General features: G+C 36.7%; 12 protein-coding genes and 1 pseudogene. All 13 read left to right on the plus strand.

What is annotated here, in order from left to right; all coding sequences use genetic code 11:
* Positions 1-358: 358 nt before the first annotated feature.
* The 13 genes and pseudogenes from L2744_RS10995 to L2744_RS11055 all read left to right on the plus strand — a co-directional run bounded on the left by L2744_RS10995 (position 359) and on the right by L2744_RS11055 (position 15,367).
* On the plus strand, positions 359-2,863 hold the full coding sequence (locus L2744_RS10995; protein WP_248991947.1) for an SLBB domain-containing protein: 2,505 nt from the start codon (positions 359-361) through the stop codon (positions 2,861-2,863).
* Positions 2,864-2,994: 131 nt separating this feature from the next.
* Positions 2,995-3,427: pseudogene (locus L2744_RS11000) on the plus strand (four helix bundle protein).
* Between the two features lie 183 nt (positions 3,428-3,610).
* Positions 3,611-4,603 carry a Wzz/FepE/Etk N-terminal domain-containing protein gene (locus tag L2744_RS11005; protein ID WP_248991948.1) on the plus strand — a complete coding sequence of 331 codons (993 nt, stop codon included), beginning with the start codon at positions 3,611-3,613 and terminating at the stop codon, positions 4,601-4,603.
* Positions 4,604-4,805: 202 nt separating this feature from the next.
* Positions 4,806-5,885 carry a dTDP-glucose 4,6-dehydratase gene (gene rfbB, locus L2744_RS11010; RefSeq protein ID WP_248991949.1) on the plus strand — a complete coding sequence of 360 codons (1,080 nt, stop codon included), beginning with the start codon at positions 4,806-4,808 and terminating at the stop codon, positions 5,883-5,885.
* 68 nt (positions 5,886-5,953) lie between these two features.
* Positions 5,954-6,817, plus strand: coding sequence for a glucose-1-phosphate thymidylyltransferase RfbA (rfbA, locus tag L2744_RS11015; protein ID WP_248991950.1), 864 nt, complete (start codon positions 5,954-5,956; stop codon positions 6,815-6,817).
* Between the two features lie 148 nt (positions 6,818-6,965).
* The gene (gene rfbD / locus L2744_RS11020) at positions 6,966-7,841 is read left to right on the plus strand and encodes a dTDP-4-dehydrorhamnose reductase (protein WP_248991951.1); all 876 of its coding nucleotides are present in this window, start codon (positions 6,966-6,968) and stop codon (positions 7,839-7,841) included.
* Positions 7,842-8,405 (plus strand): dTDP-4-dehydrorhamnose 3,5-epimerase, encoded by a 564-nt coding sequence (gene rfbC, locus L2744_RS11025; protein WP_248991952.1) that lies wholly within the window; start codon positions 7,842-7,844, stop codon positions 8,403-8,405.
* 315 nt (positions 8,406-8,720) lie between these two features.
* A complete protein-coding gene (locus L2744_RS11030; RefSeq protein ID WP_248991953.1) occupies positions 8,721-9,977 on the plus strand; it encodes a flippase in 1,257 nt (418 codons plus the stop codon).
* A gap of 3 nt (positions 9,978-9,980) precedes the next feature.
* Positions 9,981-11,072 (plus strand): UDP-galactopyranose mutase, encoded by a 1,092-nt coding sequence (glf, locus tag L2744_RS11035; RefSeq protein WP_248991954.1) that lies wholly within the window; start codon positions 9,981-9,983, stop codon positions 11,070-11,072.
* 2 nt (positions 11,073-11,074) lie between these two features.
* Positions 11,075-12,043 carry a hypothetical protein gene (locus tag L2744_RS11040; protein ID WP_248991955.1) on the plus strand — a complete coding sequence of 323 codons (969 nt, stop codon included), beginning with the start codon at positions 11,075-11,077 and terminating at the stop codon, positions 12,041-12,043.
* Positions 12,044-12,244: 201 nt separating this feature from the next.
* Positions 12,245-13,165, plus strand: a complete 921-nt coding sequence (locus L2744_RS11045; RefSeq protein ID WP_248991956.1) for a glycosyltransferase family protein — start codon at positions 12,245-12,247, stop codon at positions 13,163-13,165.
* A 23-nt stretch (positions 13,166-13,188) separates the two neighbouring features.
* On the plus strand, positions 13,189-14,331 hold the full coding sequence (locus L2744_RS11050) for a glycosyltransferase family 4 protein (protein ID WP_248991957.1): 1,143 nt from the start codon (positions 13,189-13,191) through the stop codon (positions 14,329-14,331).
* A 79-nt stretch (positions 14,332-14,410) separates the two neighbouring features.
* Positions 14,411-15,367, plus strand: coding sequence for a glycosyltransferase family 2 protein (locus L2744_RS11055; RefSeq protein ID WP_248991958.1), 957 nt, complete (start codon positions 14,411-14,413; stop codon positions 15,365-15,367).
* Positions 15,368-15,376: the final 9 nt, after the last annotated feature.

The raw sequence follows: 15,376 nt of genomic DNA on the forward strand, positions 1-15,376 counted from the left end.
CATTGGATTCCCGCATTCGCGGGAATCCAATGTAAACTCTTTTATTGTTTAAAAGCGGTTACTCAAAAGCTGGATCCCCGCGTTCGCGAGGATGACAGGTTCATAAGCGAAATGTTCCGTTAGCCGATATTCGTAATCACAGTGTTGCGTATACCGTTCGCGAGGATGACAGGTTCATAAGCGAAGTGTTCCGTTAGCCGATATTTGTAAGCACAGCGCTGCGTATATCGTTAGCGAATCTTACTCTTATTTAGCCTCTCGCCGCGTAGCGTACTAGACTCTAGCAGCGAAGCGCCTAGCAGGGCGCAACCCGTCCTGCTTTTATAGTTATAGTTTTCAACCCAATCGGAGATATCTGGTGTTACAACAAGTCAAAAAATTCATCATAGTTGGCCTTAGTGCCACGATATTGATGGGCGCGCAGGCGCAAGCCGTTACGCCCTCTCCGCAAATGATTGAGCAATTCAAACAATTGCCTAAATCAGAACAAGAACGATTAGCCCGCCAATATGGGGTTGATCCCTCGATGATCACAGGTGCTGCAGCCACCGCTACCGTGGTTGAAAACCCAACGGTAGTTACGCCGCGTTCAACCGATAGCAATACCGATGGCAATAATAATGTGGTCGATCAATCCGAGAGTGAACAGTTCAATCAAGCCACAAAGTCAGAAGCCAAAGTAGAAGAGATTGAAGAGAAAAAAGAAGATCAGCTAAAACGCTTTGGTTACGATCTATTTGCCGGCTCACCAAGTACCTTTGCACCAGTAAGTGATGTGCCAGTACCTTCAGAATATATGATTGGCCCTGGCGACATACTTAATGTGCAGCTATTTGGGAAAGAAAACGATCAATTTGCCCTCACCGTTGGCCGAGATGGCGCAGTGCAATTTCCTAATCTTGGGCCAATATCATTAGTGGGCTTAAGCTTTGCTGAAACGCGCGCCTTACTGCAGCAAAAAATCAGTCAGAGCATGATAGGCATTGAATCCAATATCACCATGGGTGAATTGCGTTCAATCCGTATTTTTGTGGCGGGCGATTCCTTCAAACCAGGTTCATATACTGTTTCAAGTTTATCGACTATCACTCAAGCCCTGTTTATCTCGGGCGGCGTTAACCAAATTGGTAGCTTACGCGATATTCAATTAAAACGTGCAGGGAAAACCGTAGGCCGTTTAGACCTATACGACCTATTGCTGCGTGGCGATGCTTCCGGCGACGCGCGCTTGCAGTCTGGTGATGTAGTATTTATTCCATCATCTGGTGGCACAGTGAGTGTGATGGGGGAAGTTCGTCGACCTGCAATTTATGAGCTTAAAAACAACGAAACCATGGCCGATGTTATCCATATGGCAAGTGGTTTAAACCCTGGAGCTTACCCTAAAGCCAGTACTATTGAACGTTACAGCCGCGAAGCCGTAAAAACGGTTGTATCTGTTGATTTAACTGAAAACTCGGGTTTAAACACGCTTGCAAAAAATGGTGACTTACTCAATGTAAGATCAGCCTCAAGCCGTATCGATAATGCAATTACCATAGCGGGTGCTGTCATCCGCCCTGGTAAATATCAATGGACTAACGGACTAAGTGTTGCCGATTTACTGCCATCCATTTGGGGTGACTTAACCATAGTGGCCGATTTAGACTACAGCTTACTGGTGCGCGAAGTTAACCAGCGTGGTGATATTGAAGTTGAGCGCATTAATTTAGGTCGTGCCATTGGTGAGCCAAACTCCCATTACAACCTTAAATTAAAACCCCGCGACTCAATCATAGTTTTTGATTATGCAGACCGTGAAGAATTACTAAAGCCGATCATTAAAAGATTGAAAGAACAAAGTCGTTTTGGTGATGCAGCTAAACTTGTCAATATTAATGGTAACGTGCGCTTCCCTGGGCAATATCCCATTACCGTAAATGCTGATGTAAAAGAACTTTTAATCGCTGCCGGTGGCTTAGAAGAGGGGGCTTACACGCTTTCGGCTGAAATGACTCGCCAACAAGTGTCCGAGCAAAATGGCGTAACCGTTGAGCATATGCAGCTAAGTTTAGACCGCGTTATGCAAAACGATCCCGCAGCAAATATCAAACTGCAAAGTCGTGATATTTTAACCGTTCGTACATTACCCGATTGGCAAGATACCCGTTGGGTAACCATTAAAGGTGAAGTTAAATTCCCTGGCACTTACAGTATTCAACGTGGTGAGACCCTTAAAGATGTGTTGGCCCGTGCTGGCGGTATGACATCAGACGCAGCCCCGCGCAGCGCTGTATTTTTACGTCAATCGATTAAAGAAAAAGAGCAACTTGAATTAAGTAAGCTTGCTGACGAACTGCGCCGTGAAATTGCAGCCAAAGCCTTAACCAAAGATACACCAACGGTAGGCTATAACGATGCACAAATGATGCTAAACCAGTTAGAAAACGTTAAAACTGTGGGCCGTTTAGTGGTTGATATCAATGCCATCGAGCTAGGTATTGAAAGTGCAAACCTAATGCTTGAAGATGCCGATGCCCTGTACATTCCCGCAACCAACCAAACGGTCGCGGTTATGGGCCAAGTTCAACACCCAAGTACGCACAGATACAAACAGGGCTTAACCTTCGACCAGTACTTAGCCTTATCTGGTGGTGCACGTAAACGTGCCGATGAGTCACGCTCATATATCCTAAGGGCGGATGGTTCCGTCGAAATGCCAAGCACCTCTTTCTGGTTTAATGGCGGCAGTGCCATGGAACCAGGCGATACTATAGTTGTGCCATTAGATACCGAGTACAAAGACAACCTAACGCTTTGGACCCAAGTCACAGGCATCATTTTTAACAGCGCTGTCGCAATATCAGCAATCGCAGGGATATAGAACTAAGGCTCTAGGACGGCCTTCGGCCTCTAGAACGCCACTGTATGGCTCTAGAATCTAGAACCTAGCAGGGCGCAGCCCGCTCTAGCCGCGTGAAGCGCCCTCGATTCTGGCGACATAGGGAGCCCCTCATGCGATTCGAACAATTGGATGTTTGGAAAAGAGCTTCGCGATTATCTTGTCAAATATATCAAGTGACAGAATCAGTAAGTAATTGGGGTTTTAAAGATCAAATAACCCGTTCAGGGTTATCTGCCCCTTCAAATATTGCAGACAAAAGTGCAGGAGCAACTTTTGAACGATGCGATTTTGCATCGGCCTCGCAGAGGTGAGGTACATGGATGTACCGAGTAAGGTGAAGAGCGTGAAACACTAAAAGATCAAATTCGCTTTTTGTACTATGCCAAAGGCTCACTAGGTGAATTAATCACCCAACTCTATATAGGTATTGAAGTGGGATATTTGGCAAGGAAACCTGCTTTACTTATGGTCCAAGAGGCAAAAGAATTAGCAAAAATTTTAGGTGCAATTATTAAACAAAAGCAAAGTAAGAGTAAAAGCTAAGAAGAACGCCACCGAGTTGCTCTAGAGCGGCCTTCGGCCTCTAGAACGTTGCTTCGCAACTACTAGGACGCAAGCTCGCTCTGCTTTTTCTAGCAGCGCAGCGTTCTGCCTTTATCTTTTGCCTTTATAGAAGCGCAGCGCTCTCGCCGCGCAGCGTACTAGAATCTAGAATCTGAAGAACCAATGAATACACAAATTACTCAAAATCCAAACACATACCAACCCGATGCCCAGTTCCCGCAAACAGTGCGAGAAGACGAAATCGATCTTCGCGAACTTTTCTCCGTTATCTGGCAAGGCAAATGGTTAATTATTGCCATTACTGTCGTATTTGCCATTGGTTCAGTGGTTTTTGCCATCATGCAGCCTAATATTTATAAATCCGAGGCATTATTAGCACCCGCGGCGGAAGAACAAGGTGGTGGTTTAAGTGCTCTGGCTTCTCAGTTTGGTGGCTTAGCTAGTTTAGCTGGAGTGAATCTAGGCGCTAAAGGCGGTACAGATAAAACTCAATTGGCTATTGAGGTATTAAAATCCCGCCAATTCAGCAGTGATTTTATTCAAAAGCACAATATCCTCGCTGATTTAATGGCCGCTAAAAAATGGGATAGGGATTCGGATAAAATTATCTATGACCCTGAGTTATACAACGAGCAAACCAATACTTGGGTACGTGAAGTAGAAGCACCCTTTACGCCTGAACCTTCAATGCAGGAAGCATATAAAGTTTTCAGCAAAATAATGGCAGTTAGTTCGGATAAAGAAACGGGTATGGTAACCATTTCAGTTGAACACTTATCCCCAACAGTTGCACAGCAATGGATCACTTGGTTAATCCAAGATATTAATAAAGTGATGAAAGAGCGCGATGTCGCTGAAGCACATCGTAGTACTGAGTTTTTAAATCAACAAATCGCCTTAACCAATGTCGCCGATATTAAAACCGTACTTTACAAATTGATTGAAGAGCAGGCAAAAACCATTATGTTTGCCGAAGTGCGTGATGAATATGTGTTTAAAACTATTGATCCCGCACTAGCGCCTGAAGAAAAGGCTAAGCCAAAACGCGCATTAATTTGTGTATTAGGCACCATGCTCGGCGGTATGTTAGGTGTGATGTTTGTATTGGTAAGGCATTTTATGAGAAAAGAGCAGAACCTAGAACCTAGAACCTAGAACCTAGAACCTAGAACCTAGAACCTAGAACCTAGAACCTTGCTGTTATCCGTCGTGCGGGGATCCAGCTTTTTGCTTTAATCTGTGAGCTTTGCTCCTAATCCGTCATTCTCGCGGATGCGGGAATCCATTTTTTAGCTGTTGCTGGAATACGCCACTCAATTTTTTGCCAAACATTTTTATTTTATAGAGGTCTTTTGTTGTGAAAATCCTAGTTACCGGTGGAGCTGGTTTTATTGGCTCTGCAGTCGTGCGCCATATCATCAATAACACACAGGATAGTGTCATTAATGTTGATAAATTGACCTATGCAGGAAACCTTGAATCATTGGTAAGTGTTGAGTCAAGTGACCGATATGCTTTCGAGCAAGTTGATATTTGTGATCGCGCTGAATTAGAGCGAATCTTTAAGCAGTATAAACCAAATGCAGTCATGCATCTCGCAGCAGAATCACATGTTGATCGCTCTATTACTGGCCCTTCAGATTTCATTCAGACCAATATCGTTGGTACATATACGCTTCTAGAAGCAACTCGTTCATATTGGAACGAGTTACCTGCGGAAGCAAAGAAAGCATTTCGCTTCCATCATATCTCAACTGATGAAGTGTACGGTGATTTACCTCACCCTGATGAGCAGCACAGCCAGAGTTTGAATCAAGAGTTACCATTATTTACTGAGAGCACATCATATGCGCCAAGTAGTCCATATTCTGCATCTAAAGCATCAAGCGATCACTTAGTAAGAGCGTGGTTACGTACTTACGGTTTGCCTACTGTGGTAACTAACTGCTCTAATAATTATGGACCTTATCATTTCCCGGAGAAGTTAATCCCATTAGTGATCCTCAATGCACTAGAAGGGAAACCACTTCCAATTTACGGTAAAGGTGATCAAATCCGTGATTGGTTATATGTAGAAGATCATGCTCGAGCCCTCTATAAAGTTGTCACTACAGGGAAAGTTGGGGAGACTTATAATATCGGCGGTCATAACGAGAAAAAGAATCTCGAGGTAGTGCAAACTATCTGCAGTATTCTGGATGTCTTAGTACCCAAAGTAACATCATATGCTGAACAAATTGCCTATGTAACCGATAGACCAGGTCATGATCGCCGCTATGCCATTGATGCTCGTAAAATGAGTAATGATCTAAATTGGCGACCGCAAGAAACTTTTGAAACAGGTCTTCGTAAAACCATTGAATGGTATTTAGCGAATCAAGAGTGGTGTCAACATGTACAAGATGGCACTTACCAACGCGAGCGTTTAGGCATTTAATCTATTTTGTTTTAATGTCCTAGTGTTTCATAAACCTAGGGCCTATTTATCTAGGAACTGATTTTACTATGAAAGGAATTATTTTAGCTGGGGGCTCTGGTACTCGTTTATATCCATTAACACGCGGAGTATCAAAACAGTTATTGCCGATTTATGATAAGCCGATGATTTATTATCCCTTATCAACGCTTATGTTAGCTGGAATTCGGGATATATTAATTATCACAACCCCAGAAGATAATGACAGCTTCAAACGTTTACTTGGTAATGGGTCAGATTTTGGTATTAAGTTAAGTTATGCGGTGCAACCATCACCTGATGGTTTAGCACAAGCCTTTATCATTGGTGAAGAATTTATCGGTAATTCAAATGTTTGCTTAGTGCTTGGTGATAATATTTTTTATGGTCAATCTTTTTCTAAGACACTTAAAAATGCCGCCAGCCGCACGACGGGTGCTACTGTTTTTGGATATCAAGTGAAAGACCCAGAACGTTTTGGTGTAGTTGAATTTGATGCTGATATGAAGGCGATTTCTATTGAAGAAAAACCCACCAAGCCTAAATCCAATTATGCGGTCACCGGTCTCTATTTTTACGACAACAAAGTGGTGGAATTAGCCAAACAGGTTAAACCTTCCCATCGTGGCGAGCTAGAAATAACCACACTCAATGAGATGTATCTGAATGCTGGTGAGCTGAATGTGGAATTGCTAGGTCGTGGCTTTGCATGGTTAGATACAGGTACACATGAGAGCCTACACGAGGCTTCCTCTTTTGTTCAGACAATTGAACATGTGCAAGGTTTGAAAGTTGCCTGTTTAGAAGAGATTGGCTACCGCAATGGTTGGTTAACCGCTGACGAGCTTAAAGAACTTGCCAAGCCCATGCTGAAAAATGACTATGGGCAGTATTTAAACCAGTTAGTGCAATAATTTAATAATTAAAGTTATTTAGCCGTATGCACGCAACCACCCCCTTAATGGGTCATTCCCGCGAAAGCGGGAATCCATTCTTTCGGTTTGTACTTTGATTTTGTTCACTGCACGGGCGGGCATGATATATCGAACTGCGAGAATAAATATGAAAATCCTTGTTACTGGAAGTAATGGCCAAGTAGGTAGCAGCCTTGTAAAACAATTAAACCAGATGCCAGACGTTGAATTTCTGGCGGTTGACCGCGAACAACTAGATATTACCGATGGCGCAGCTGTCGCCAAGTTGGTTAATGAATTTAAACCCGATGCAATCATCAACGCGGCGGCACATACCGCAGTTGATAAGGCAGAACAAGAAGTCGAGCTTTCTTACGCCATCAACCGCGATGGTCCGCTATTGCTAGCCCAAGCCGCAAATACAGTCGGCGCGGCTATGTTGCATATATCCACTGACTATGTTTTTGCTGGTGATAAGGATGGCGAATACTTAGAGACGGATGCTACTGATCCGCAAGGTATATATGGTCAAAGCAAACTGGCAGGCGAACTCGCCGTTGCAGTTGCTTGTCCGCGTCATATCATCTTACGTACAGCTTGGGTGTTTTGCGAAACAGGCAATAACTTTGTTAAAACCATGCTTCGTTTGGCACAAAGCCGTGATGAGTTAGGTGTGGTTTGTGATCAATTCGGCGGCCCCACATATGCAGGTGATATTGCCAATGCATTAATCGTTATGGCCAAAGCCATTAGTAAAGGTAATCAATCATTTGGTATTTATCACTACTCAGGCTTACCCCATGTGAACTGGCATCAATTCGCTTGTGAGATTTTCAGCCAAGCCAAGTCACAAGGTTTACTCAATAAAGAGATGAGTGTCAACGCTCTAACAAGTGACCAGTATCCAACACCTGCTAAGCGGCCTATAAATTCCAAATTGAATTGCAATAAGATCCAGGATTACTTTGGTATTCAATCAAGCGATTGGCGAGCTGCATTAATAAGAATTAAAGAGTATTTATAAATGAAAGTAATTAATACATTAATTCCGGATGTAAAAATCATTGAACCTACTGTGTTTGGTGATGAACGTGGTTTTTTTATGGAAACTTGGAATCAGAAAAAATTTGAAGAGTTAGTAACAGGCAAGTCAACGCAATTTGTTCAAGATAATCACTCAAAATCTAAAAAGGGAATTTTACGTGGTTTGCATTATCAAACTGAAAATACTCAAGGAAAATTAGTACGTGTAGTGTCTGGTGAGGTATTTGACGTTGCTGTAGATATTCGTAAAGACTCGCCTACGTTTGGTCAATGGGTTGGTGTTTACTTATCTGCGGAAAATAAATATCAGTTATGGGTTCCTGAAGGTTTTGCTCACGGTTTTTATGTAACAAGTGAAGAGGCTGAGTTTGTATATAAGTGTACCAATTACTATCACCCCGCATCTGAAATATCTATTGCTTGGAACGATTCTGATATTGGCATTGCCTGGCCCTTAAGTACAGAACCGATGTTATCTGAAAAAGATGAAATTGCTATTAGTTTTGAGACTTATAAAAACGCTGAATGCTTAAATAGCATCTAAGATGGGAAATGTATTTTATTAAATAAATATTTATCTGATAAAACATAAATTAGCGGTATTTTTAAAATTTGGTCTAAAAATTAAATAATGTTTAAGTGTGTAATTGGATTACATTTTTACTTGGTTCTAGCAAGTCCATTTTAGTTAGTTCGATTAACATCAAGTATCCTTTGAAACGAGGGGAAGTAAGTATTCTAATACAAATGCTGTATTATATATCTCCGAGGTAAGGTTTTTATTAGGTGTTGAATTAATAATATTTTAAGAAATTTACATATTAATATTCAACGAGCTTTTATTTGAACTAGAAGAATTATGAGATTAGATAACACAATTATAAAAAATATTTCCTCTTTATTTAGCATAAAAATAGCTGGATATTTAGTTCCTTTAATAACTTTGCCCTATCTTGTTAGAGTCTTAGAACCTGTAGGTTATGGGCAATTAGGCTTTTGCTTAGCCATTATTCAATACTTTATTATTTTTGTTAATTATGGTTTTGACTTATCAGCAACACAAAAGGTAGCTCAGAATTTCAATGATAAATATGCTATTAGCCTGATATTTTGGAATGTACTTTTTGCTAGGCTATTAATGACTGTTTTAGGCTTAGTTATTCTTTTTTTGTTATCAAAGTTTAATCAGACAATAAGTGAATATTTTACAATATTGATTTGTGGGTATTTGAGTGTGCTGGGAACTGCATTATTCCCTCAATGGTTATTTCAGGGGAAGGAGCGGTTAGGGGTAATATCAACATTAAAAATAATAACTCAATTAATAGGCTTGCCATTGATTTTTATTTTTATAAATAAACCTGGAGATGTTTGGTTAGCTGCTCTGTTATCTTCCCTACCATCAATTTTGATTGTTTTTTTTTCGTCCTATTTAATAATTAAACGTGGGTGGATAAGTTGGCGAAAACCATCTATTTATAATATTGTTTTAGAACTCAAAGATGGCTGGCATTTGTTTCTTTCTACTGCTGCTATTAGTATTTACACTACAAGTATTACTGTTGCTCTGGGGATTATTGCTGGACCAGTAAGTGTTGCAATTTATGTATCTGCCAATAAATTATTGCAAGCTGCTCAAGGACTATATACTCCATTATCTACTGCCTTCTATCCTAGAATAAATAATTTAATGAAAAAAAGTGCTGATGAAGGGCTTGCAGCAATTAGATACTTAATGAAAATGCAGTTTATTTTAACTTTTATCATTAGTGTTTGCCTTTTCATTTTCGCTCCGTATGTTGTTGAATTCCTGTATGGAGATGAATATGCTAAAGCTTCCACTGTTCTAAGAGTTCTAAGTGTTTTGCCGGTTATTATTGGATTAAGCAATATATTTGGTATTCAAACTTTGCTAGTGCACGGTTACAAAAAAGAATTCTCAAAAATTCTTTTACTATCAGGTCTAATAAGCATATTTACTCTGCTGCCACTTTGTTATCTATTCGCGTCGGTAGGTGCAGCTTTTTCTGTTGTGATTACAGAGTTTATTGTTACTGTTTTAATGTTAAAAGAAGTTTTAAATAAAAAAATACCTTTATTTAAGAGAAGTTTATAAATTATGAAATATGATTTCGTTATTGTTGGCTCAGGCCTGTTTGGTTCAGTTTGCGCGTATGAATTAACTAAAATTGGTAAAAAAGTACTTGTGTTGGAAAAAAGAAATCATATCGGTGGTAATATTTACACTGAAAATAATAATGGAATCCAAGTTCATAAATATGGTGCTCATATTTTTCATACGAATGATAAATCTATTTGGGACTATGTAAACTCATTTGTTGAATTTAATCGCTTTACAAATTCCCCATTAGCTAATTACAAAGGTGTTCTATTTAATCTGCCTTTCAATATGAATACTTTTTATCAGCTTTGGGGAACAAAAACACCTGAAGAAGCAAAAGCTAAAATATCAGAGCAGCGTAAAGAAATGGATGGGATAGAGCCTTCTAATTTAGAAGAACAAGCGATCTCATTGGTTGGCCGAGATATTTATGAAAAACTGATAAAAGGTTACACCGAGAAACAATGGGGAAGAGATTGTAAAGAGCTGCCGGCGTTCATTATTCGCCGTTTACCTGTACGCTTTACATACGATAACAATTATTTTTCAGATAATTATCAAGGTGTACCTATCGGTGGTTATTCAAACTTAATAAAAAAAATGCTCGAAGGTGTAGATATACGTTTAAATGTTGATTTTCTTAAAGAGAAAGCGTTATTTCAAAGTTTAGCTGAAAATATAATCTATACTGGTCCGCTTGATGAGTATTTTGACAATAAACTAGGTAAATTAGAGTACCGGTCTTTAGAATTTAAAACAAAAACATTACAAACAGAAAATTTTCAAGGTAATGCCGTGATCAATTATACCGAATCTGATGTTCCCTTTACCCGTATAATAGAACACAAACACTTTGATCCTGTAGATACAAACCATACTGTCATAACTGAAGAGTATCCATCTGAATGGAAAGAAGGTGATGAACCATATTATCCAATAAATGATGATAAGAATATGAAGCTATTCAAAGAGTATAGAAAATTAGCAAGCAAAGAAAATGTTATTTTCGGTGGTCGTTTAGCTGAATATAAGTACTATGATATGCACCAAGTAATAAAATCTGCATTAAATTTAATCGAAGGTTTATAATAATGAAGAAAGTTATTATTTTGTGTCCAGGAGACTCTATAACGGGTGGTCCTGAGTTGATTCATCAGTTTGTTGACGCTCTCCGCAATAGAAATGTAGATGCAAAGGTGCTTTACTATCCATTTGATAAGAGTTTTGAAACACCAGCACCTTATAGCAGGTATGATGTAAAGTTAGCAACAGTAGCAGATCTTAACTATGATGATGAGCTTATTGTTCCAGAAGTCGCAACTAGTTATCTTCGTGAACTAAACTGTAAAAATAAAGTAATTTGGTGGCTTTCAGTTGATAATTATTTTAAAGCACATCCAAAGACAATTTCTGATAGAATAAAATTCTTAATAAAAAAATATATTTTTAGAATTTCATTTTTCTTAAGTTTGAAGGAGATGAGTGATCTTAAGCATTTGACTCAAAGCAAGTATGGTGAAATTTTTCTGAAAAATCATGGGATTCATAGTGTATCACCTTTGAGTGACTATTTAGGAATCAATCATTTAAATAAGGTTGTTGATATTAGTAAAAAAATGAATGTTGTGGCTTATAATCCTAAAAAAGGCATAGAATTCACTAAAAAAATTATTAAATGTTTTCCTGATATTGAATTTGTACCGTTGCAGAATATGACTTCAAAAGAGGTAGGGCTACAATTAGATAAAAGCAAAATTTACATTGATTTTGGAGAGCACCCAGGTAAGGATAGAATCCCAAGGGAAGCTGTAATGGCTAAATGCGTTGTAATAACCGGCATAAAAGGTAGTGCTAATAATAACGTTGATGTACCAATTCCGTCAACTTATAAGTTCATTGAAAGTGAATCATCAGTAAATGAAATTGGCCTGCTTATCAATGATATATTCAATGTATTTCCTAAGCATTCTTCAAAGTTCGATGATTATAGACAAAAAATTCAAGCGGAAGAAACTGAATTTATGAAACAAGTGGATTTATTTATAGAGTCACTTAAATAAATTTAACAATGTTTAAATTTTACTATATAAAATATCATTAGCAAGAATCAACATTACATTAATTTCTGAGTTCTATTAATATTTTTATACGTGGGATCTAATTTTTTATAAAATATTTTTATCTTGTTATATTTTTTATCTGTTTTTTCTTTGGATTTATTTGAGCTAAAATGATAAATGTAAATTTATTATGGAGTGTCAATGTCTGATAAATATAGCTATAAATGTAGTATTTTAGTTTTACTGTATAATAAAGGGGTTTGTGAATCTAATACATTGAATTCCTTGTTGATTTCAAAATTAAAATTTGAGGACTGTAAGTTAGTAGTCTGGAACAATGGCCCTAATCAAATTAAATTTGAAAATTACGAAACACTAATTAATATGGGGTTTGACATTAGCTTCATTGAAACTGTTGATAATGAATCATTAGCCAAAGTTTATAATAAATTTATAAATTTATTTATTGCACGTAGATATCTTATTTTAGATGATGATTCTGTTTTAAATGATATTTATTTGAAAAAAGCACTTGAATCAGATCAACAAAAACTTACAATTCCGATTATTACAAATCATGGTATAACTCAAGGTCCTTTTGTTGATGGAGTTGTATATACAGAGGGTAAATTTACTAAGGTCAAACATAGTATTGTAGCGGTAGGTAGTGGTTTAATAATTGGCCATGGAGTTATTGATCTACTGCTTAATCATTATGGTTCTATTTTCGATGATAGGTTTTATTTATATGGAGTTGATAGCACTTTTTTTAAGAGAATAAATAATTTAAAACTATTTAATAATATTGAAGTTATACAAGGTTTTGAGCATTCATTTTCGAGATTAGAGATTGAAAATCCTGATACTATAAAGTTTAGGAAAAAAGAAAGAACCTATGATATAGCTTTAACAAATATTTTTTATAATGAAAGTGAAGTTAATTCTTTATTTTTTGTTTTTAATACAATAATTCGCTCATTCGTAAAAGAACTTATCGGCATAAAATCAGATGTAATCATTTCTGCTTTTATCTATGCATCGTTAAAAAGAAAACATTATAGATATTCTGCAGATAAAGATTTAAAACAAATTGATTATGATTTTAGTCATAAACCTGAATAATGGTTAATTTTTTTGGAGTTACAATGAAGAAGGTTTTATTTATCCTTCATGATTCAGACCCCCTTAGTGGGGCAACTGCTTCAATGCTAGAAATTATAATGGAGTTAAACAGTAATCCTTATTATGATATAACAGTTTTAATTCCGAATGATACAAAAGAGTTGTCACAACTGTTAACAGAAAATTCGATTAAATATGTCATAATAAGGTTATATCACTGTCGATATCTTAAACAAAAAAGTTTTTTAAATTCCGCCATATCATATTGCAAAGCAATAGTTAGAGTTTTTCACTCTTTCTTACAGTCAATTAAGGAAAGAAAAGTAGCATCTAATTTTGATATTATTTATTCCAATACATCATCAATTTATTTTGGAGCTTTTTTAAGTCTAATTACAAACACAAAGCATATTTGGCACTTCAGAGAGTTTGGTATAGAAGATCAATCAGCAGGACATATAGTTGGGAATAAACTTTTTTATAAATTTGCTGATTTTTCAAGTTGTAAAATAATTGTTATTTCAAAAGCTCTAATTGTTCATGTGCAATGTAATGTAAACAAAGATAAGTTAGTAATGATTTATAATGATGTAAAAAATGTAAATGTTGATTTTGAGCGTGTTGCTAATACTAACAATCCTCTAAGATTATTAATAACAGGTTCTATTACTAAAGGAAAAGGACAAGAGCAAGTAATATTGTATTTAGAGAAATTAAAATCCATGAATTTTGATTTCGAACTTTCATTAGCTGGAGATTGCAGCACGCAATACGCAATTGACCTCCAGTCTTATGTAGAATCTAAAAATTTAGGAGATAATGTAAAATTTTTAGGTTTTTGTAATGATATGAAACATGTAAGACTCTCTCATGATATTGCTTTAATACCTTCTATTTCTGAGGCCTTTGGTAGGGTTACTATTGAGGCAATGCATTCAAAAATGGTTGTACTTGCGAGCAATACTGGAGCAAATCTAGAGTTAATCAATCATGGTAGTAATGGATATTTATATTCTGATGAACAAAGTTTTGCTGAATGTTTGTTAAGTATAAACGAGAATCGAGAGAAACTCATTGATGTAGGTAATAATGCAATTATTTTTTCCAGTCAATTTAGCGTTAAAACTGCAAGTAAAAAAATTGATAGTCTTTTAAGGTTGTGTTGATTTTGTTGAGGCATAATTTCATAGCTCTATTTCTATATAATGAGATTTACTGTTTAAGCATAAATTTTTTGGGGTATAAATGAATAAAAAAATTGCTATTTGTATGTCAACATTCAATGGCATAAAATATATAGAACAACAAATTAGTTCTATTTTGACTCAATCTTTTGCTAATTTTACTTTGTATATACGTGATGATGGCTCTACAGACGGCACGATTGAATATCTTAATACAATAGTTTCATCTGACTCTAGAATAAAAATTATAGAAAACATTTCAAACGATAATGGTGCAGCTGGTTCTTTTATACAAATGATCAAGTACATAGATAGTGATTATTATTTCTTTTGTGATCAGGATGATGTTTGGTTAAATCAAAAGATAGAGTTAACTTTAAATGCGTTTAGTAAATTACAGCCTGGTCCTGCTTTAATTCATACAGATTTGATAATTGTTGATGATAAACTGGAGAATATTTCGGAATCTTTTTATGTATTTCAATCACTTGATCCATATTTAGCGCATAAAAAAGAAAGACTTATAATTCAGAACTATGTAGTTGGATGTACTTCTTGTTTCAATAAAGAGCTTGTTGACATTCTAAATTTGAATGTAATTCCTATAGAATCGATTGCTATGCATGATTGGTGGTTCGCTTTAACCGCTAGATTTTTCGGAGAACTATATTATTTAGATATACCTACTATTAAATATAGACAGCATTCTTCTAATGTTCTTGGTGCATCAGATAACTCTTTAGGTCGATACTTGAATTCTTTATTTAGTGGTAATGGCTTAGTTCGTGTTAATCGCTTTAGAAATATTGTTTATCTTCAAGCAAGGTCATTTTTCAACCTTAATTACTCAAAACTTTCGGAACATGACAAAAAATTATTTATTTCCTTGGAAAAAATTCAATTAGGAAGTAATGTTTTTAAATTGTTTAGCTTAATGTTCGTTGATGGTATTCGTTTACAAGGTAACAAACGTAATCTAGCCTTATTTTATAGTGCGATTTTTAACGCTCATGATTAAATATAATTA

The sequence above is a fragment of the Shewanella profunda genome (assembly GCF_023283765.1).
GTDB lineage: Bacteria > Pseudomonadota > Gammaproteobacteria > Enterobacterales > Shewanellaceae > Shewanella > Shewanella profunda.

Excerpts from the sequence above, each read along its gene's own strand:
- L2744_RS11005 (WP_248991948.1), top strand. The coding sequence starts at position 3,611 with ATGAATACACAAATTACTCAAAATCCAAACACATACCAACCCGATGCC.
- rfbA (WP_248991950.1), top strand. The coding sequence starts at position 5,954 with ATGAAAGGAATTATTTTAGCTGGGGGCTCTGGTACTCGTTTATATCCA.
- rfbD (WP_248991951.1), top strand. The coding sequence starts at position 6,966 with ATGAAAATCCTTGTTACTGGAAGTAATGGCCAAGTAGGTAGCAGCCTT.
- rfbC (WP_248991952.1), top strand. The coding sequence starts at position 7,842 with ATGAAAGTAATTAATACATTAATTCCGGATGTAAAAATCATTGAACCT.
- L2744_RS11030 (WP_248991953.1), top strand. The coding sequence starts at position 8,721 with ATGAGATTAGATAACACAATTATAAAAAATATTTCCTCTTTATTTAGC.
- glf (WP_248991954.1), top strand. The coding sequence starts at position 9,981 with ATGAAATATGATTTCGTTATTGTTGGCTCAGGCCTGTTTGGTTCAGTT.
- L2744_RS11040 (WP_248991955.1), top strand. The coding sequence starts at position 11,075 with ATGAAGAAAGTTATTATTTTGTGTCCAGGAGACTCTATAACGGGTGGT.
- L2744_RS11045 (WP_248991956.1), top strand. The coding sequence starts at position 12,245 with ATGTCTGATAAATATAGCTATAAATGTAGTATTTTAGTTTTACTGTAT.
- L2744_RS11050 (WP_248991957.1), top strand. The coding sequence starts at position 13,189 with ATGAAGAAGGTTTTATTTATCCTTCATGATTCAGACCCCCTTAGTGGG.
- L2744_RS11055 (WP_248991958.1), top strand. The coding sequence starts at position 14,411 with ATGAATAAAAAAATTGCTATTTGTATGTCAACATTCAATGGCATAAAA.